Here is a 20,287-nt window from a genome sequence, read left to right as displayed (position 1 = left end):
ACTTTAATTGTTTGTTTTTATGTGATTAAAATATATGTCTTTAATGTCAATTATCTTAAATAATAGCATTAGTGATATAGTTGTACAAAACCAAATTATCATTTTTAAAAAAATATCAATAACTAGATTATCTAAATTAAAATTTGAGGTAGTTATTATAATGACTGGAACTAAGCCTAGAATAGTAGGTTTAATAAATGCCTTAAATATTTTTATCGAGTTTATTTTTAATACATAAGGATTGAAATATAGATAGAAAAATGCTAATTGAATAATAATATAAACTAAATACCCAATTACTGCTGAGCCTACACCATAAGTGCTACATAATATTGCGTTAATTACGATTGATATAAAACAAGCTGCAGCACTGCTGTATACAAGCATTTTGGTACGACCAGATGCTAATACCAAACTAGCTACAGGTGAATTATGTAAAAAGAGTAGAACTGTTATGCACCAAAGAGCAAGCCATGGAGCTAGTTCTGTGTATTGCGCTCCTACATACAATTCAAGAATGTTTTTTGCATTAAGAATAATAGGGCAGCATAAAAATGTAACAATAATACTACTAAACCTAGTACCATTATAGGCTATCTCCTTAATGGCATTTTGGTTATCCTCTTCAATAGCTTTAGATGCTTTCGGCAAAATAATTGAAATTAATATGCCACCAATCGAAATAATAAACAATGGGAATACTTCTATAATTCTATACTCAGTCAATACTGCAGTACTTTCTTTTGAAAATATGCCCAATACTATTGGACGTGATTGCATGGCTGTGTATTGAAAAAATCCCATTGCGAAAATAGCTAAGCTATATTTTAGTATTTGGCTAAAATCTTTCCAATAAAAGGCAGGCTTAAAAGATTGGATTAAGCGCCTGTTTATAGTTGTGTATATATAAGGTATTAATACTAAGGTATTTAAAAGTGATAGGGTGATGAAATATTGAAGCAATGATAATTTAAGATAAATTGTGACTAGAACCAATACTAAATTAAGGATTGCTTTGGCTGATAATACCTGTTGGGTAAACGCAATTTTCTCATCAGCTATTAATAATTGATTGAATACCATCGTAGTCCAACTTATAGTACTAACTATTGCCAATACAATTAATAGTTGTCGAAAAGTAATAAACTGAAAGTGAGTTATGTTAAAAATGTGCTCGCCATATATACTAATGAAAATTAATATAACAGAATTAACTATACCAATTACAAGGTAAAAGGTAATATTTGTTCTTGCAACTCTGTCGATTAAATTTCTCTTACCACTACCTATCCATTGTGAAAAAAATTTAATAGCACCAGTATTAATTCCCATATTAAGTAATTGCATATATGCATTGGTTGCAATTGCTAATGTAAGCAAACCATAATCATCCTTGCCAAAGTGATTTAATAGTAAGGGGATTGTAATAAATTTTATTGCAGCATCTAAAACTTTTGTAATTACACCCCAAGAAAAAGATTTTGCGTAATATGTTTTATCCTTCATTGCTTGAAGTTAGTTTTTGTAACGCGGTATGGTTTCTTATTAACTCATCTTTATCCATTGTCCACCATTTAGAATCCTCTAGTTTCTTGATTACTTTAGGTGTAAAGCGCATCTTTATTTTCTTAGCAGGATTTCCTGCTACAATTGAATATGGTTCTATATTTTTAGTAACAATACTACCTGCACCAATAACTGCACCATTTCCTATACTTTTACATGAAGGAAGAATAACTACATTCTGTCCAATCCACACATCATTACCTATGACTAGATTTTCCCAATAGAATCTGTCTTTTGTTAAAGTATAATTATGAGATGTTCGATGAGCTATTGGGTGCATAGTGAAATCTTTGATTGGATGATTAGCTCTTAAAAAATCTACCTTACTTGCTATTGAGCAATAATTGCCTATTTTTATATTGGGTCTAATATTACTAGTATTAAAACATCCACCGTACGAGCCATATCCGATTTCGATACCATGACATTGCTTAAAGATTTTTCTTATAGTCGGGGAATACATAATACCAGCCTCTTTTTTGAGGATTATATTTGTAATCAATCTTCTAATATATCGGTTTTGATATTTGTTGTAATATTTAAACAGTCTTGTTTTCACTTGTAACTAACGTTTTAATATACTTTTTAATTTCTTAACACTCGAATCACCAATTACAGATTTAACTTTTTGTTTCATAGCTGCATTTTTATTAAAGAGGGGAGACATACTCTCTTTCATCAGCTTTACTATTTCCCTGTCTACCATTGTATTAGTGAATATTTCCAAGAGCATTGGTTTTTCGTTAGATTCACAGGTAATAAGCTTTAATGATTCTAAGCATTCATCTTCATTATTTGCCTCCAGATAGTCAAAACCTACACTTTTAGTCCACCCTTTAGCACTATTATTGTGTTTAGCTCCAAGTCCTAGGTCTGTAGTTGGCATTATTGGCTGTTGATAAAATTCATTTCCACCGTAATTATTTATTAATATGATACGAACATTATTTTTAATGTGTTTAATCCTAATCGCATTCATATCATAAAAAAAGCTAAGATCACCTATTATTAGGAATGAAAGCCTATTGGAAACAAATGCTTGACCGATAAAAGTGGACATGCACCCGTCTATACCGTCTGTTCCGATATTAGCATAAACCTTCGTGTTTTTTGGTAAATTATAGAAGTGAGAAATTCTGACACTGTTTAAAATACTTAAGTGCAAAATACTATCTTTCGGCATCAAATTAATTAGTTCTCTTATTGCATATACATTGGAGTATGGGATTTTTGGCAGTTTAATTTCATTAAACTTATTTCTCCATAGGTTGTAGTATATTTTATTATTTTTCTGTTTATTATCAGAATTCTTAATTGCATATTTAAAAAATATCTCTGGGGAAGTTTCAAATACAGAAGTTAAGTTTTTATATGCATCAAGAATTTCCCCATTTTCAGATATGTGCCAATGATCAGTTTTCTTCTTCCTTAAAAGCTCTTTGAGGTTTCTTGTAATCCCTAATGTGCCATGAAATGAAATAACAATATCAGGCTTGAAGTCTTCAAAATCATTTTCGGTTGGGCCTTCAGCAAGCATTGAGATATTTAATCTACCTTCAGCATTATAATTGCCCATATGTTCAGAATGTATGATGCAATTGTATTTTTGAAAAAAATCACTAAGTGTTTCGCTATTAAATGGTTCTGTATTCTGGCCTGCTAAAACCAATATTTTGTTCGCTTTTTTTAATTTATTAATCTGAGTTTTAGCTATATATTCTGTTTCTTGATTTGAAAAGGAATAGCGTTTAATAGCCTTAACCTCGGGGTAGTGGTCTACCTGTTCATTACTCCATGTTATTAAGGCAGGTACAGGAATATTAATATGTACAGGACCTTTTATTTTGTGATCTAACTCTAATATAGCTTCATTAATAAGCCTACTACAATACCAAGAATCATTCTCATCCTTAATAATAGGAAGGTCGACTGATTTTTGAACTACCCGATCATACATGTTAACTTGGTTAATCATCTGATCTTCTTGTTGCCCTAGCAAGTATGGATCCCTATCCCCAGTTAAAACTAAAATAGGAACTTGTTGGTAGTACGCCTCTGTAATTCCTGGATAATAATTTGTAGTAGCAGTGCTTGAAGTACAAGTTATGGCAACTGGAACATTCAGCTCTTGAGAAATACCAATGGCAAAATAAGAGGCACTGCGTTCATCTACTACTGAATAACACGTAAAAAAAGGGTCTTCTTCTACAGCTAGAATAAATTCACGCATTCTAGAGCCAGGTGATATTACTATATGAGCAATATTATGCAATTTTAGTATAGGTATTAGTATTTGGATGCTTTTATATTTAGGAATATACATAATCTAAATTTCTATGAATTGTTTTTATAGCCGCCACCATCACATTGAATAGTTTGACCAGTTATAAAATTACTTGAATCGCTAATTAAGAATAGTGCCAATTCGGCAATTTCTTCGGGAAGACCATATCTTTGCATAAAACTAGTACTATCATATATATTTTCTTTTGGATTTTTGCATCTTTGCATTTTAGTAGCAATTCTACCTGGGGCTATCCCATTTACAATTATTCCTTTTGAAGCAAGTTTTCGACCTAAACCTAATGTTAATCCATTAATATCCCATTTAGTCATTCTGTAAGGGTAAGTTGCTCCAACAAATCCGCCACTTGATGATATATTTATTACTTTCTTATTTCTATCCTCTTGTAGTAACCATAATTTGCAGATATGCTGAGTAAGAAAATACAGCCCTTTGGAATTAGTAGAGTATGTTTGATCCCAAATTTCTTCAGTTACATTAGGAAATATGATTGGAGAAAGGACACCTGCGTTATTAACTAAAATATCTATATTACCACCTAATAGTTGTGTGGCTATTTCTATTTTAGAATTAATAATATTTATATCGCTAATATCCCATTTAAGATATGATAAATTGTCAGAGTTTATTTCAGACACAGCCTTTTCTAGCTTTTCTTCGTTTCTTCCTGTGATGAGGACATTAGCTCCTTCGGATATACACTTTTTTGCAATGCAGAGTCCTATACCGGAGCTGGCACCCGTAATAAGTACTCTTTTGCCATTAAGTATTTCTCCATTGCTTATTTGTGCTATATTAACTGTTGTATGCCCTCCATCTTTTAGGAACTTACGCATGGATTTAAAGTAAGAAAGTAGTTTGTTTAATGTTGGCATTCTATGTGTTTTATAAGATGAAAAATAACCAATCTCTTTTTTGTGTGAAGAATTATAGATAGCGTGCAATATATTCGAGAATTGTTTCCTTTCTCTGTATTACTACTGAATTTAACCGTTCATCTATTATTTTACGCAAATTATCCCTGTCAGAGTATGCTTTCTTCATCTTAGAAATAATAATTTCATTAGAATCATTTACCATATCTCCCATTGATGAATAATTTAGTGTATCTTCAAATAAGCCATTAAATTTTCGGCTGTATGCTAGCGGAAATACTGGTACATTAGATGAAAACGCCGCAATTGTTGCATGCATCCTTGCTCCCAAGAAAAAGTCAAAGGAAGAAATGTATTCTTTTGCTTGTATTGGGTCCATAAAAAATGGAGCTAGTTTTATTCTGTCTGATTTATACTCGTTTATAATATCTAAAGAAACAGAATAATCATTTTCTATAGCTCTATAAGGAACAACTACATGAGGAACTATATGTAACTCTACGTTTTCAATATTATTGAAGTGTTTTATAATACTAGTTGTAAGTTCCTTATAGTTTGCACTTAAGTTGAATTGATTGTTTTTTGTATAACCGCCATTCCATAATAAACCAGAAATATTTAGTCCAACTTTAATTGTATCACTTTTTTTATATTGATTATTAAAAGGCATAAAAAAAGCAACATCTACAGCCTCGATAGAATTCTTTTGATTACTATTTTCTTTAACGAAAGCACTACTCCTCTTATCTCTTGGAAAAGCTAAACATGCTGCTTCAATACTTTTAATTGCCTCATTTTTAATTTTGGGGTCTTTATATGGACCAATGGTTTGAGGTAGTAGTATATACTTTTTTCTTAATAGTCGTGCCATTTTGTTTTGGTGGTTTATACTATTAAAACGGACCTTACCATATATATCTGAGAAACTATCACCTTCCCCCATATTCATAAAAATATCCATATTTCTATACGCCTTAAAAGAGCGCCTATGTTTCTTAATTAAAATACATTTTATTAAATCTTTGGGTTTGTAGAAATTTAACATGGAAATATTGGTGATTTTTATACTTTGTTTCCCAATATTAATTATATCTGATTCTTTAGTGTAATTATTATTAATTAAAAAGTAATTTATATTTAGTTTTTTACTTTCTCTGATTTCCTCTAATAAATATAAAGTGGAGAATGATAAAGCTCCAACACCACGATTGCCATTGTATGGGTATGCACCAATTATTCCTACATTAATATTTTTCATATTTTTCATATTTTATAAGTGCTTACTCTCGTAAATAATTCCATCATCATTCATATCTCGCCATATTCCTTCCGCTTTTATTTTTAGTGGTTGTCCTGCCATTAGTGAATGCGTTGGACCTTTAGTGTAATCTTTATTTAATATTGATGTTGCACCAAAGATTGTGAAGTCAGGTGTTTTAGTTCCTTTTAAAACTAATGACCTTACTGGAATCCAATTGTTATTTCCAATTATTATTTCTTTATATGGTTCTCCAATTTTATTTCCATTAATATCTTTCAATTGATGGAATGAAGTATCCATTATTATTACCTCCCAAGCAACTCTTACATCATTACCAAAGCTTATTCCACAATACGATGCTAATTTTAAGGCAGCGGTATTTTTAAAATTATTACCAAAGGTAATTTTACCTGTTTTACCTATAGAAATCGAGGAATCATTACCAATTTGGCATGTGCCTTTAAAAACCACAGTTCCCCCGTGGTTCTCCCACATTATCCCATTATTAGGGTATAATGATACAACTCTTATTCCTAACCTGATCATACCTGGTTTTATGCAATCGGATTCTATTCGAACTTGTCCATTACACTTTAAAAGTTCCGCTTTGTAAACAAATACGGGTAATTTTATAGCTTGATTAATCGGTAGGTACTTAAAATTGAAATATATCGTTTTAATCCAATTGATTGAAACAACTGTTGCCATATGCTTAAGCATAGTTTATTTATTATTATAGTATTGCACAAAAATCATATCTTTTAAAAATATGTTTAATTTAACCATCGTTCTTTTGTTACTCGGTATCCTTTCAAAAGATATATAATACTAATACCAAAAAAAACTCCGAGAAATCCCCATACTATTACTATTAATGATCTTCTAGGGGCACTTTTTTCATGTGGGATAGTGACTTTTTGAATTACATTAAAAGATGGTTTATTTTGAGCAACTTTAATTTTTGCTTGCTCTCTTTGCTTAGCTAGTTCTGAGTAAATATCTAACTTTAAGTTGTAATCACTTCTAAGGTGTTGGAGTATAGATTGAACCTTCGCTGATGTTATATTCTTATTTTTATCAGAGTACATAGCTAATTTTTCTTCTGCTAATAAAAACTCATCTTTATTAGTTTCTAGTTGGTCTTCCACAAAACGAAGTTCATCCTCAGCCTTTTTTACTCTATAATATGTAACATATTTCTGTAGTAAAATTCTTGTCTCCCTCGTAAATTCGGCTGCAGCTAAAGCTTCTGGCATTGTGCACTCTAATGATATATAGCCTAAATCACTGTTGAGTTTTAGTTTGATTTGTTTATAAATGCTTTTTCGTATAGAATATTCCTTTTTATTAAATGAAAAGGTGTTAGAACCTTGTGTTTTCTGGGAATTATCAATTGTCTGGGTGTATTTGTTTATTATTAGTTTGGGTAAGCCAATTGTATACTTCTTAACTATGCTGAAGTAAGACGGTTTTATATTTTTAGTATAATAGTCGGATATAGAGATTGGGATATTAGAATTAGAAAAGTTTATTTCAGTTTTTATTAAATCTTGAAAAAATGAGGGGCTTTCTAATATACTTTGATATAAGCTAGGTGATATTTCTGGATTTGATTGGTTATTTCCGAGATTAAGTCCTGCTATTGCTGCTAGACTACCCAATGATCCATTTATATTTCTAGATTCATTGTTCTGAGGAACAAATATAGTGCTTGCAGTGTATTCCTTAGGAGAGAAAATGGCAATAAATAATCCTATTATAGTACAAATGATAGTCGATCTAATTATGATTCTGCGACCTTCCCAAAGAGTTTTAGCAATTTCTATTAAATCTATCTCGTCGTCCTCTATCTGTTCTTTTTCTATATTGTTTTCCATATGGTAGTTATAATAAATGTAAATTATGGAGGTCTACTTTAAAATATTCGCCAAAGAGGTAATACTTATTGCCAAACCAGTCACTGCCGATGCTATTGCTACCCATTGTGCCGCCCCCATATTGGACTCAGGACGTTGTGGTACCATTATTTCAGATCCTGGTTCAACTTTAGGGTAACGCTTAAATAATATGTAGTTTTTTGTAGTGCTAGATATGCCATTGGCATGAATAACATACACGCTACTTCTTTTCGGCCTAACGCCATATCCACCTGCTTGTTTGATGAAGTATTTAGCACGCCTTCCTTTTTGGTAGGTAAGCGATATGGGGTTCATAACGTTACCAGAAGTTTTAACAGTCTGTAATTGGGTAGGAATTATTATTTTATCTCCATCAGAAAGAATGAGGTCATTTGCTTCTCCAGGGTTAGCTAATATCTCATCTAATTTAATGCCGACTTGCTTTACGCTTGATAAGGAAATATTCAAAGTGCTATCTTTCTCTATGATTTCTTCACGAATTTGTAATTCTTCATCGCTTAGGTTTTTTTCTCTAATAAGTATAGCACCTGCAGGGTAGGCAAGAGGGGTAAGTCCACCGCTTCTGTTAATTAATGCAGAGATAGATTCTTCTCTCGTGGTTATGCTATAGGTTCCACCATTCATAACCTCGCCGATAATCGTTACTGTACCTCCTTTTCTAAATCCGGGAGCTTTACGTACACTTACGATATCAAATGGTTTTAAAATAAACTTTTCATCTGTGTCATTGAGTTTGAGATTTCTATCCACATCAAAGCTAAAGGTGTGTCGCAATTGGTTGGTATATTCTTGTCCTTCTTCAATCGATAGTATCCTAGATACTTCGATACTATTGATATCTGCGGACTCTTTAAAACCTCCTGCTTTAAAAATTACGTCCCCTAAGGTAAGATTATCTGCATAAAGTTGCTTACCTCTCTTTTGCACTAAGCCATTTACAGAGATGAACTCCTTTTCTTTTAACCCAATTTCACTTTGTATCATGATAACATCTTCTCTTTGAAGGGGAATGTCCCATCGACCTTCAAGTACATCTTTAAGATTGAACGATATGTTATCATAAGTATTATCCACTTTTAAGCGAGTAATTAAGCCTCTATTGGTAAAAACGCCTTCTTTTACACCTTCTGCTTCTTTTATTAATCCGGCAAGGGTCATGCCATCTTTTAGCTCATATCCGCCAGGTCTGAATACATGACCTTGGATACTTACTCTATTTTCATATCTGCTTAGTAGGTTTCCTGCAGTAATCTCATCACCATTCTTTAATGTGAAGTGCTTGAGTTCACCAAAATCGACTGTTTTTACTTCTAGCTCTGTTTGTGTTTTGCGAATCACTTTCAGGTTTTTTTGAAATGCTTCTTCTGAAAAGCCTCCTGCTATTTTGATCACCTCATCTAGGGTGGTTTCAGGGAGAGTCTCAAAAAGGCCAATGTTTTTAAATGCCCCTTGCAGTCTCACTTTACTAATGAAGCTAGATACGTATATGATATCATCTTCTTTAAGATTAATGTTGTCGCTTAAATCACCATTCAATAAAAAATTATAAACATCTAGTGTTTTTATGCTTTTACCATTACGGATAATTGAGATGTTCCTGAAAGAGCCATTTTTATTTGGTCCACCAGATAAGTATAGAGCATTAAAGGCTGTAGCAGTAGCTGGCAAACTATAGGTTCCAGGTACGTTTACCTCACCAATAACATTAACCTTTATTGATCTCAGTGCACCTAAGCTAATTTCAGAAAAGGTATTTGGGTTTGCCCCTTTCATACCGCTGTATATGCCTTGAAGGCGTTGTTTGATTAATTTTGATGCAGCATCAAATGTTTTTCCGTATACAGATATTAAACCAAGGTCAGGAATATTGATTTGTCCGTTAATATCAATTGGTAGTTGGTAGGTAGTTTGAGAGGCACCCCAAATAGTAATATCTATTTGATCACCAATACCAATAATGTAATTGCTTGGAGTAGGTATGTTAATTGAGGGTTCAAATGTTAGATTCTTGGTGTTGAATAGTTGATAGCCATAGGTCTCCTGTGCCTCGAAAGAAACAAAGTTTTCCTTTTCAGATGTTTTGCTCTCGTTAATGAAGAATGATGTTGCTGGCGCAGCACTTCCATTCGGATTTTTGCTGGCAGTTGGTGAATTTAGATTCTCCGCACGAACTTTTTGGATTCGCATCATCATTTTGCTTACCTGAGTAGAGGTAGCCCCTTTCATACGCGCGATGGCAATAGCATCTTCGTCACTGAGTCCGCGAGCCTCAATTTCCTGAACCATTTCTCTAATTTGGTCATCGGATAATTCATCTACATTAACACTACTTGGGTCAATGTTAGAAGATTGGGCAAAAGTATTACCAATGGATAATGCAAGTGATAATGCAATAATAAGGAATGAAAATTTCATAATCGATATGCTAAATTTTGCAGCGTTACGGAATTGTTAATTTTATGTTAATTTTACATTATTAAATATGGCATAATGTTTGATGTCACACTTCTGCCAGATTAATAATTTTAGAAAAGTTTTATTTATACGGTATTGTTGATTTGTTCAAGATATGATACGGCTTCGCCCCCTCAGTCACATAATATGCTGTTATAACTGTAAGGTATATTGCTCATTTTTTTAAAACAGGCACAAAATTAGTTTTTATTACGATTATTCAATGCCTCAGTTTCATAAAGATTCTTGCTTTGTAACAGGTTTTTGTCTTCTTGCTTGGAATTAAAAGTGTTAGCAAAGTGTTAAAAGTTAAAGTTTAATAGTTTTTGTACTTTTAAATTGTTTTTATGTATAGTAGAGTTGTGGTTGTTAATTATTTATGGTGTTTTTTAGTGGTCAATTAGCTATGAATATTATTTTATTGGTTGACTGTTTAACTCATGATAACAAAAGAAGGTTGTTTTGTTATTTTTTATTTCAAAGTTAAATTGCTCCTGAGTATTTGTTTTACCTTTTGCGTTGAGTGTTACTTGGTGATTTCCTTCGGGAAGTTTGACTCTGCTGTAATGGATGGCATAAGGTAGTGATTGCCAGTTGCGAGTATCTGCCTTTTCAGTCATTGCATTCACAATACTTACTATAGTGCCTATGTTCTGATCTTGGTTATTTGCGATGCTTTCCATTGCTTTTTTTGTTGCTAGTCTGGCAATACCGTATGCCATCTCCCTAGCCATTCTGTCTTTTAGCGACCTGAATGCAATAGCATTAATGTTTTCGGCTAATTCTAATTTGTGTACGCTATTATCTACGGTTAAAGTAGCCTGAAAAAGAAGTGGTTTGCGTTCTTTGTATTTAGGGAATGCCACACGAAGGAAGGATAGATTTTTATAGGCATTTTGTTGGTCTTTACTTTTGTTTCCTATGTATATTGGGAAGCTAAAACCTTCCTGTTCGTTGACAAGGGTAATCCAACCGTTATTATATCCAGTGTTTGTAAAATTAATACTCCATTCGTCTTTTACTGGTCCAAAGCCGTTCATCCATAAAAATACCAAATCACCGGTTTCAGTGCTGTCTGGTTCGTAACTCATGTTAAACTTTTCTTTATAGCTTCTGTGTTCCTCGCCAAAGCCTAATTCATAACTTGTTCTGAGTATATCTTTTTTTAGTTGTTGTGGTGCCGCTAGCTTAAATAGTTCGGTATATTTTGATTCGTATAGTTCAAGTGCATTTCTGTAGGCAATAAAAGCATTGTTTTTATCTCCTGAGGCATCGTATATTATGCCCATTAGGTTATGAGCAAATGCATCATCGCTATATTTGTTTTTTGATTTTGAGTATTTGTCGTTTATTTGGTGAAGTAAAATATTAACACGCTTGGCTTCTACTATGGCCTCATCGTACTGATTAAGGAACAAGTAGTTTAAAGATTTGTAATAATGTATCATTACAGCTTCAAAATCCTCAGGCTTATATGGTCGCACCATTGAATTTGATATTAGTGCTAAGGCTTCGTTTGCTGCACTCCTTTTGAAATCTTCTATGTATAAATCTGCTTTCTCAAAATAGGCATTGCTCACTTCATGGTTATTCATCATAAAGTTTACAGTTCCTTTATTCATAAAATAAAGCACTCTATTCTTACCCTCTTCACCTTTTTTGTCAGCGCTTAATATTTTATCAGCTTTTTCAAAATTACCACTGGTAATGTTTTGTTGAAGTACTAGGTTTTGTTGGTAATAACTAGCGCATCCCCAAAGTGTGATGGAAAGAAGAATGCCAACTATAATGTGGGGTGTGAATCGAGGTGTTGAATTTCGCATAATGTGCAGAGAAGTGGTGAGTGGTAAAATAAGAAGGCTATCATAGCTTTAAATGATAGCCTTAATGGTTTTATTTATTGATGTATTTTTTGATTTTTTTATCACCAATCCAAACGATCTCATTTGTTTCCAAATCAGATAACTCTAGGTTTGTCTGGTAAAAATTAACGCGTTCCTTTTTATAGGTGTCTACAATAGAATTGATATCGCCATTAAGCATAAAGTCAGCTCCTAACTCTTTACCCCATTTTTTTGCTGTTGCTGATGAAGCAAATTCTTGTTGTGCAGCGCGCTCGCTTCTTAATTGCTCTCTTTTGTCGGCAGCTTGCACCAAACGAACTCTACCACTGTTAATAAACGATCGTTCAACATCTTTAATGAATGTTGCAGAGTTGATATGCTCGTGCGACTTGTTTGAAACTAGCCCAACCACAACAACTGGTTTGGCTCCATCATTTGCCTTAGCAAAGTTATCTATCCAACCACCGGATAAAATTTGGTCAACCATAGCTTCAGCCACCATTTTTGAGTCAGCATCATTCCATCGTCCACTTAAATCAATAGTTTCATCTGGTGATACGCGTTCTACTTTATGTGAGCATGAGCTCGCAACTATAGCAATGAATAAGAGAAGTGATAATAATTTAGTGTTCATACTTTATTGTTTTATTTTTTTTATTAATAGGAGTTAAATGTAGCCCCAAGTTATTTGTTCAAAAAAGGTTAAAAATTTAATAGTTCGAAGTTACGAATTAATAATAGTAATATAATGCTGCATTTGTTCAGTAATAAAAAGTGGGTCTTTTTGCGTTTCCTCAATATTTAATAAAAGATCGTGTGTGTCAGCCTCAAAACTTGAGCAGCCTACTTTAAATTTAGCATTAGATAGTTTAACAGTGTTTTCTATTTGATAGGAGTGTTCTTCGTATAAATTCACCAATACATCATGCGATTTGTTAAGAACGGTTTTTACCTCAACTAACTTTGGGATGTAAAAATAGCTAAAGTTTTCATTAATAAGATAATGGTGTTTAGTATCACTAATTAAATTAGAAGCGCTTTTTTTGTTCGAATATCCAATTACCTCGCAGTTTATGTTTCGCTCTGCAAAAAATGCCTTCATTTTTTGAATGGCTTTAATGCCTTCCTCATTTGATATATTACCTACTATTAGTGCATTTTGTGCTTTGTGAATATTGCAGACTTCAATTTGTCGATTTAACTTTTTCTGCTGTTTTTTAATTAGGTACTTAGATATACCAACTCTTGTTTTTGTTATAATATTCATTGGTATTATTTATTTAGTAAGGCTATAAATTCAGTTTCGTTTATTATTTGGATACCTAGTTTTTCTGCTTTACTGAGTTTGCTAGGGCCTGTTTTTTCGCCAGCAACAAGATAAGTAGTTTTAGAAGATACACCACTCAGGTTTTTGCCTCCATTTTCTTCAATTATTTTCTTTACTTCATCGCGGCTGTAATTGGTAAAGGTGCCACTTACCACAAATGATTGGTTGGTGAAATTCCCTTCTAAAATCTCTACCTTTTCAGATTCTAATTGAATACCATTTTCTTTAAGTCGCTCAATTATTTCCGTATTTTCCTCATCGGAAAAGAAATTTGTGATACTTTCTGCAACTTTTGGTCCAATATCATCTGTTTCGATTAATTCTTCTTTAGTTGCCTTAGATAGAAGCTCAATATTGTTGAACTTTTGCGTTAGCGTTTTTGCAACTGTAGCTCCAACATGCTTTATACCTATACCAAACAAAACGGAAGAGAAGGGAATGGTTTTGGATTTTTCAATACCATCTAATAGTTTTTGAGTTGACTTCTCCTTAAAGGAGTAAACTTTTTTTCCATCTTTTGATATAGATTTAGATAGTCCAATCAATTTCTCATAATTCAGATCGTAAATATCTGCAATGTTTTTAACAAGTCCTTCTTCAAATAATAGATCTACAACTTGCTCACCAAGAGAATCGATGTTTAGTGCTTTTCGGCTCACAAAATGTTCAATCTTTCCTTTTTGTTGTGGTTTACATCCTTTATCGTTGGGGCAAAAGTGAGATGCTTCGCCTTCGGGCCTTATCAATTGAGTTCCGCATTCAGGACATTGTGTAATGTATTCCACCTTTACTGCCGAGCTGTCTCTATCTTTAATTTCAACTCGTGTAATTTTCGGAATAATTTCTCCTCCTTTTTCAACCCAAACATTATCGTTTTGGTGTAAATCTAATTCGTTAATAATATCGGCATTGTGTAACGATGCTCTTTGCACTGTTGTTCCGGCAAGTTGAATGGGAGAGAGGTTGGCTACGGGCGTAATTCTTCCAGTTCGGCCTACTTGGTAACTTACTGAAAGTAATTTTGCTTTTGCTTCTTCAGCTTGGAACTTGTAAGATATTGCCCATCGTGGTGATTTTGCAGTATAGCCCAATTCATTTTGAATATTTATATCGTTTACCTTAATAACTATACCATCAATTTCAAAGGGCAAACTGTGTCGTTTCTCATCCCAATCGGATATAAATGTATTTATTTCATTAAGAGAATTACATTTTTTGTAATCAGTAGGTATCTTAAATCCCCACGATCGCGCTATTTCTAAATTTTCTGTGTGTAGTGTTGATGGAAGATTGTCTCCTAGTATATAGTATAAGTAGCAATCTAGTCCTCTTTTGGCTACCTCGCTACTCTTTTTCATTTTTAAGGAGCCTGAAGCTGCATTTCTGGGATTAGCGAATGGAAGCTCTTCATTCTTAATACGCTCTTGGTTTATTTTTTCGAATTGTGAATGTGGCAAAACAATTTCACCCCTTATCTCAAATTTATCTGGATAATTACCGGTTAATTGTAGAGGGATGCTTTTTATGGTTTTAACATTTTCGGTAACATCATCGCCTTTTTCGCCATCGCCTCTAGTTACAGCATGTTTTAGCAAACCGTTTTCGTAATTGAGGCTAATCGATGTTCCATCGTATTTTAATTCGCAAACGTACTCAACATCGCCAATGCTCTTATGAACCCTGTCGTGAAAATCAGATATTTCATCTTCATTATAAGTATTCCCCAATGATAGCATCGGATATTGGTGGGTAATTTGGGTGAAGTTGTTTGAAATATCGCTGCCTACTCTTTGAGTAGGGCTATTGGGGTCGTTAAATTGTGGATTCTGCTTTTCGAGTTCAATCAGTTTGTTCATAAGTTGATCAAAGTCGAAGTCGCTTATTTCGGGTGTGTTGTTTACGTAATAATTGTGGTTGTGCTTATTTAATTCAGCCCTTAAGGCTACTAATTGTTTTTGTATGTCGCTCATATTCTATTTGCAAATTCTGTAATGCAGTAAAAATACAATTTTGATTGGAGAGCTTAATATAAAAGACAAAAAAAAGCATGTTCTAGCAAAAATGTAGAACATGCTTTAATATATTTAGTGTAGTAAACGTTATTTTTTTACATCAACGATCCATGCTGGAGAAATACCAGTAGCATATTCTTCCTGAGGATTACCTTCTGCATCATATATTTTTAAGAGTCCATTTGTTGTAGTGCTTTGAGATACCATAACATAAATTAGATTTGAGGTTGTATTGTAGTATACTCCATTTATGCCGTCCACGCCATCAATAAAAGGGGTGTCTTCAAACGAACTGTCAATTGTGTTGAAAGTGTATATACCACCGCTATATCCATTGGCCCCCCAAGTTCCGCCTACAACATATATTTTAGACATATCGGAATTGAATGTCATTAGAGAGCTATACTCAGTACTTACTAAGCTTAAGGGGAAACTTGCCTCTACGGTGTTATTGCTTGTGTTAATGTATGCTAAACCTGCATCAGAATTTGGGTTGCTGTGAGTATTAGGTTGAAGTACGTATAGGTTATTTAGCTTGTCTTTTAGGAAGTACGAAGAAACACCTGAAAGGTCTTCAATGTAAGAAACCTCTTCAGAATTTAAATCTACCATTGCAATTTTATTGGTGTAATTCAATGCGCAATAGAGTGTGTTATTTACTATTTCAAGTCCTTCAGGACCATAAGGTATCATTATCTTTTTTTCAACTGTATTTGTGTTGATGTTATATTTTGCGATATAACTTTTTTCAATGTTCTCAGGAACCCAGATATCTCCGCCCCAACATGATATATATAGGTAATCCCCATTGCCAATGCAAAAACGTGGCTTAATGATATCTTCAGTAACACCATTTTGAGTTTGTGTTAAATCATCAGCACTTACATGGAATATTTCATCTTTAGCATTTCCCATAAAGTAAATGTTTCCTTTATATTCATAGGCATATTGTGGTTTTCCAGACATGCTCACGCCATTCGCACTCTCATAAGCTCCGTTTTGTACTGTGTTGTTTTCTAAATCAATGTATGATAATGAACCAACTGTAGCACTATAGCTACCGTAATTTAAAACGTAATGTCCTGTTATTTTTAAAGATGGTTTGTTGTCATCATCATTGGAGCAAGACGCGAATAAAAAAGGTAGTGCTAAAAGTAGTAATCGTAATTTGTTCATGGTTTATGTATTAAAATGTATAATTAATTCCTATTCTATAATTTATTTCGGGCATCGCATAGTTATACTGATTTTGATATTCTTTACTCAGTAGATTGTTTATGTTAGCCGAAATGGTGAGTTTGTTTTTATTAATATTCATGTTGTAGGCACATGATAGGTTAACGAGTTTAAATGCATCTAATTTTCCTCCTACCTGATTGTATTTTCGTTCGCCTACATATGAGCCATCAATACCGACATCCCATTTTTTATAATGATGCTGTATGTAAAGGTTGCCATTGTATATAGGAACATACTCAATTTGTTCATTTAGTTTGTCTGTTTCTAGTTCTGATTCTTTTCTCTCTGCAGAGTTGTATGAGAAGTTACCACCAAGAGTGGTTTTATGTTGGCCATAATTGCGAGTAAGCGAACCACTAAACTCAACTCCGTTGCTAATTACGTGGGCAATATTTTCGGCATACCAACCATTGGTACCTTGAATCCACATTAACCAATTGTCAACATCCATATAGAATGCATTTATTTTTGCATTGGCTACCCACTTATCATCAAGAGCATATAAGTAATTAAAACCTAGTTCGTAGCTAGTGGCATCTTCCGGACTAATGTTTTTATTTCCTGTATACCCATCTTGACCCCAAAACCTATCATTCAGAGTGGGGATTCTATATGCTCTTTGTAAACTTCCTAAAACAGATATTATACTCTGAGAATTGTACCAAAGGCGGGCATCAAACCCTATGGAAGGAGTGAATGGTGCGTTAAACTCAGTAACAACTTGCTGTCTTAGATTTAAGGTAGTTTTTAACCAAGGGTATGGCTTATAAAGTAGCGAAGCAAATACGGAAAACCTATTCTCATCTATATTCTCATCATAAGCATATACATCAGGTTTAATATAAACATTGCGCATTCCGGCTTTAACGCTTATTTTATTGTACTCTTTAGATGCACCTGTTTCGGCAATAATTCGTTGAGTTGCTATTTTTTGAGCTTTATTATTGTAGTCAATGGCATTATCAAAAACGTATCCAGCCCCTATGTAATAGTTTATGCCATTTGTTATGTTGTCAAATTGCACCCATGTTCGTATGTTTTCATCCTCAAGGTATCTGGTGTTCGGGTTTTGATTTTCATTCATGTTAGGTTGACCTTCGTGTCTGTTTTTAGCCAACCAAATTACGGACGAAATGCTTTTGTCTTTATTCCACTTATAGTTAAGTTGTTGTATGAAATTGAGGTTTTCTATGCGTGCATTTTTTTGTGTGTCTCTTGGAAATTCTTGTTTTTCAAAGTCGTAGCTTGATGTATTGGTAAATGGGAAGTTATTCTCTTTTTCGTAATAAGCTAACCTTGATATTGATTCGAATTTGCCATTGCTTGCAAATACTTTAGCACCAGCCATGTATTCACCAAAACTACCAGCGCTTAATTTTACCTCAGAGTTAACTCCTGCGTTATATTTGTTCTCTAAGCCTAGGTTTACGTTTCCTCCTATTGAGCCAGATCCTTTTGTAGCTGTTGAACTACCATAGGTTAACTCTACTTGATCAAATAAAAATACAGGAGCATTACTTGAATTATAACTTCCTAGGGTTTGAGAATTTATTTCTAATCCTCTAAGTTTAACAGAGGTGTGATTGTCTGAAGTACCCCTTACTCGAATGGAAGAAAGTCCGCCAGCATCAGATTTAACGTATATGGGCTGGTATCTTGATATTAAGTCACTTAAGTTACCTGCCTCTGTTGTTTGTTTTTGCATTGGCGTAAACGTTTCCTTTTTACCACCAACCTCATATAGGTTTATTTTTTTACTTACTACATCTACATTATCAATATATACGGTATCTAAGCCTGCTAAAAAGAGCGACTCTTCTTCAGAAAATGTGTCCTGTCCGAATAATTGAAATGAATAAAGTCCAATAATAACTAAGCAAATGCCTAATTTTATATACATCTGAAAAAATCATAAACGCAAGGGGAGAAATAGAAAAGACCTTCAATTAAGAATATCCTTAACAGCCTAGCTCCCGAAGCTTTTGTTAAACAATATTTGGTAGGTCTTCTGGCTCGTTTCTTATTATTGCTACCTTCCCATTAATAGTATTAACAGTGGTGTGAGATGCAATAATTGTTTAGAAACTTACAGCTGCGGGTACAGCTCCGGAATTTCACTAAAGTGATCACCGGATTCCCTTTTAATCCATAAAAATTATGGAACCAAAATTTTGCGCAAATATAATTGATGTTTTTATTCCGTGCTAATGTTTAGGTATAAAAGATGAAAATATCTTCTATATAAATATTCTCTTCTCGATGGGCTATTAATTTAAACTTAATTGGTGATGTTTAATAATTTCATAGATATTACACATTAATTAATAGGTAATCTTATATTTGCACTTTGAAAATTATATTGTTAGTACGTTTTAAAAAATCAGAATAATCAGAATGAAGAATTTTTTTCCAAGCATATTATTGGTTTTTTGTGTAATATCTGTTTCATGCAGTATCAACAACTCCAACTATGGTAAAGAAACCTCTATTGTAGGAACCTTTGTAATGAACCAAGGTAGTGGTAGTGCAAACGGAAGTGTTACGCATTATCATGCAGATACTTTAACCAACGAGCTTTTTAACGAAATAAATGATAGACCATTAACAGGAGAAATGTTGGCGGCCTCTTTCGGATCGGAAAAAGGGTATTTTTTAATGTCGGAGGGGAATAGTTCTGTTATCGAAAAAGTGAACCTCGATGATTTTAAATCAGAAATGACATCAGCGTCAGTGGCTAATGCAACAGATGTGGTTTGTGTTTCTGATACCTTTGTTTATGCTACAATAGCAGGAGCAGATGAAATGACCTCAGGAGAACTTTTGAAAATAGATGCTACAACTCTTTCAATTAAAGAAACCATTAAAGTTGGAATTAATCCTACAAAAATAGCTTACGATAAAGGTAAGTTGGTTTATGTTGCTAATACAAGTGATCTTGAAAATGGTATTATGATTGTTGATTTAGTGAGAAATCAGACTATCGATACTGTTAAGATTGAAACATTAGTTAATCCAGTAGATATGGTTATTGATGTGCATAGTAACTTGTGGGTATTGTGCGAAGGTGAAGGTGAAAGTCCAAAATCAAACGCAGGTTTAGTCCGTATCTCGTATAATACAAACGAGGAGGGTGAACGCACTGTTACTAATTATCCTTTTGGTGGATATGTTGGTAAAGGACGAGATGGTATAGCTATTTCTCTTGGAGGAACCACTCTATATTATATAAATGAAGGTACATACTCGATGCGAATTAGTGAAGATGACCTTTCTTCAGCGAAAATCTTATTTCCTGAAGATAGATATAGTACAAAGGTATTTGATGCAATAAGTGTAAGTAGTAGGAGTGCAGAGTTCTTTGCTACTGTTTCTGATGAAGATAAAGTAGTTGTTTTTGACAGTTATGGTCTAAACGAAGAAGATAAAGAAATATTAGTAGGTGAGAACCCTGGTAAGTGTTTGTTCAGATAGAATCGTTCTCAAAG

General features: G+C 33.4%; 15 protein-coding genes and 1 riboswitch. Of the genes, 1 reads left to right on the top strand and 14 read right to left on the bottom strand.

The genetic code is table 11. The features are described 5' to 3' along the window. Positions 1–3: 3 nt before the first annotated feature. The 14 genes from QMO11_RS15920 to QMO11_RS15855 all read right to left on the bottom strand — a co-directional run bounded on the left by QMO11_RS15920 (position 4) and on the right by QMO11_RS15855 (position 18,702). Positions 4–1,506, bottom strand: coding sequence for a lipopolysaccharide biosynthesis protein (locus tag QMO11_RS15920; RefSeq protein ID WP_282038264.1), 1,503 nt, complete (start codon positions 1,504–1,506; stop codon positions 4–6). Continuing rightward, on the bottom strand, positions 1,496–2,029 hold the full coding sequence (locus QMO11_RS15915) for a CatB-related O-acetyltransferase (RefSeq protein ID WP_282038262.1): 534 nt from the start codon (positions 2,027–2,029) through the stop codon (positions 1,496–1,498). Before QMO11_RS15915 ends, QMO11_RS15920 begins: the two co-directional genes overlap by 11 nt. Positions 2,030–2,131: 102 nt before the next feature. Beyond that, positions 2,132–3,889 (bottom strand): 2-succinyl-5-enolpyruvyl-6-hydroxy-3-cyclohexene-1-carboxylic-acid synthase, encoded by a 1,758-nt coding sequence (gene menD / locus QMO11_RS15910; protein ID WP_282038260.1) that lies wholly within the window; start codon positions 3,887–3,889, stop codon positions 2,132–2,134. An 11-nt stretch (positions 3,890–3,900) separates the two neighbouring features. Next, positions 3,901–4,746: an SDR family NAD(P)-dependent oxidoreductase gene (locus QMO11_RS15905; RefSeq protein WP_282038259.1), complete on the bottom strand. Its 846-nt coding sequence runs from the start codon at positions 4,744–4,746 to the stop codon at positions 3,901–3,903. Positions 4,747–4,798: 52 nt separating this feature from the next. Beyond that, positions 4,799–6,004 carry a polysaccharide pyruvyl transferase family protein gene (locus tag QMO11_RS15900; protein ID WP_282038257.1) on the bottom strand — a complete coding sequence of 402 codons (1,206 nt, stop codon included), beginning with the start codon at positions 6,002–6,004 and terminating at the stop codon, positions 4,799–4,801. Between the two features lie 12 nt (positions 6,005–6,016). Continuing rightward, positions 6,017–6,727, bottom strand: a complete 711-nt coding sequence (locus QMO11_RS15895; RefSeq protein WP_282038255.1) for an LbetaH domain-containing protein — start codon at positions 6,725–6,727, stop codon at positions 6,017–6,019. A 53-nt stretch (positions 6,728–6,780) separates the two neighbouring features. Continuing rightward, positions 6,781–7,884, bottom strand: a complete 1,104-nt coding sequence (locus tag QMO11_RS15890; protein WP_282038253.1) for a Wzz/FepE/Etk N-terminal domain-containing protein — start codon at positions 7,882–7,884, stop codon at positions 6,781–6,783. Positions 7,885–7,917: 33 nt separating this feature from the next. Further along, positions 7,918–10,341, bottom strand: a complete 2,424-nt coding sequence (locus QMO11_RS15885) for a polysaccharide biosynthesis/export family protein (RefSeq protein WP_282038251.1) — start codon at positions 10,339–10,341, stop codon at positions 7,918–7,920. Positions 10,342–10,793: 452 nt separating this feature from the next. Further along, entirely contained in the window at positions 10,794–12,203 is a 1,410-nt protein-coding gene (locus QMO11_RS15880; protein WP_282038249.1) for a COG3014 family protein, read from the bottom strand. A gap of 70 nt (positions 12,204–12,273) precedes the next feature. Then, positions 12,274–12,858 (bottom strand): penicillin-binding protein activator LpoB, encoded by a 585-nt coding sequence (locus QMO11_RS15875; RefSeq protein ID WP_282038248.1) that lies wholly within the window; start codon positions 12,856–12,858, stop codon positions 12,274–12,276. A gap of 90 nt (positions 12,859–12,948) precedes the next feature. After that, on the bottom strand, positions 12,949–13,491 hold the full coding sequence (locus QMO11_RS15870; RefSeq protein ID WP_282038247.1) for a DUF6913 domain-containing protein: 543 nt from the start codon (positions 13,489–13,491) through the stop codon (positions 12,949–12,951). Positions 13,492–13,496: 5 nt separating this feature from the next. Beyond that, positions 13,497–15,521 (bottom strand): NAD-dependent DNA ligase LigA, encoded by a 2,025-nt coding sequence (gene ligA, locus QMO11_RS15865; protein WP_282038246.1) that lies wholly within the window; start codon positions 15,519–15,521, stop codon positions 13,497–13,499. Between the two features lie 129 nt (positions 15,522–15,650). Further along, positions 15,651–16,739, bottom strand: coding sequence for an NHL repeat-containing protein (locus QMO11_RS15860; RefSeq protein ID WP_282038244.1), 1,089 nt, complete (start codon positions 16,737–16,739; stop codon positions 15,651–15,653). Positions 16,740–16,749: 10 nt separating this feature from the next. Then, complete coding sequence (locus QMO11_RS15855) at positions 16,750–18,702, bottom strand: TonB-dependent receptor (RefSeq protein ID WP_282038242.1); 1,953 nt, start codon at positions 18,700–18,702, stop codon at positions 16,750–16,752. A gap of 81 nt (positions 18,703–18,783) precedes the next feature. Next, a riboswitch (cobalamin riboswitch) is annotated at positions 18,784–18,985 on the bottom strand. Positions 18,986–19,196: 211 nt separating this feature from the next. Here QMO11_RS15855 and QMO11_RS15850 point away from each other — a divergent pair. Then, positions 19,197–20,273: a YncE family protein gene (locus tag QMO11_RS15850; RefSeq protein WP_282038240.1), complete on the top strand. Its 1,077-nt coding sequence runs from the start codon at positions 19,197–19,199 to the stop codon at positions 20,271–20,273. Positions 20,274–20,287: the final 14 nt, after the last annotated feature.

The organism is Saccharicrinis aurantiacus (assembly GCF_947489045.1).
Lineage (GTDB): Bacteria > Bacteroidota > Bacteroidia > Bacteroidales > Marinilabiliaceae > Saccharicrinis > Saccharicrinis aurantiacus.
This window is presented reverse-complemented; position numbering and strand designations above follow the sequence as displayed.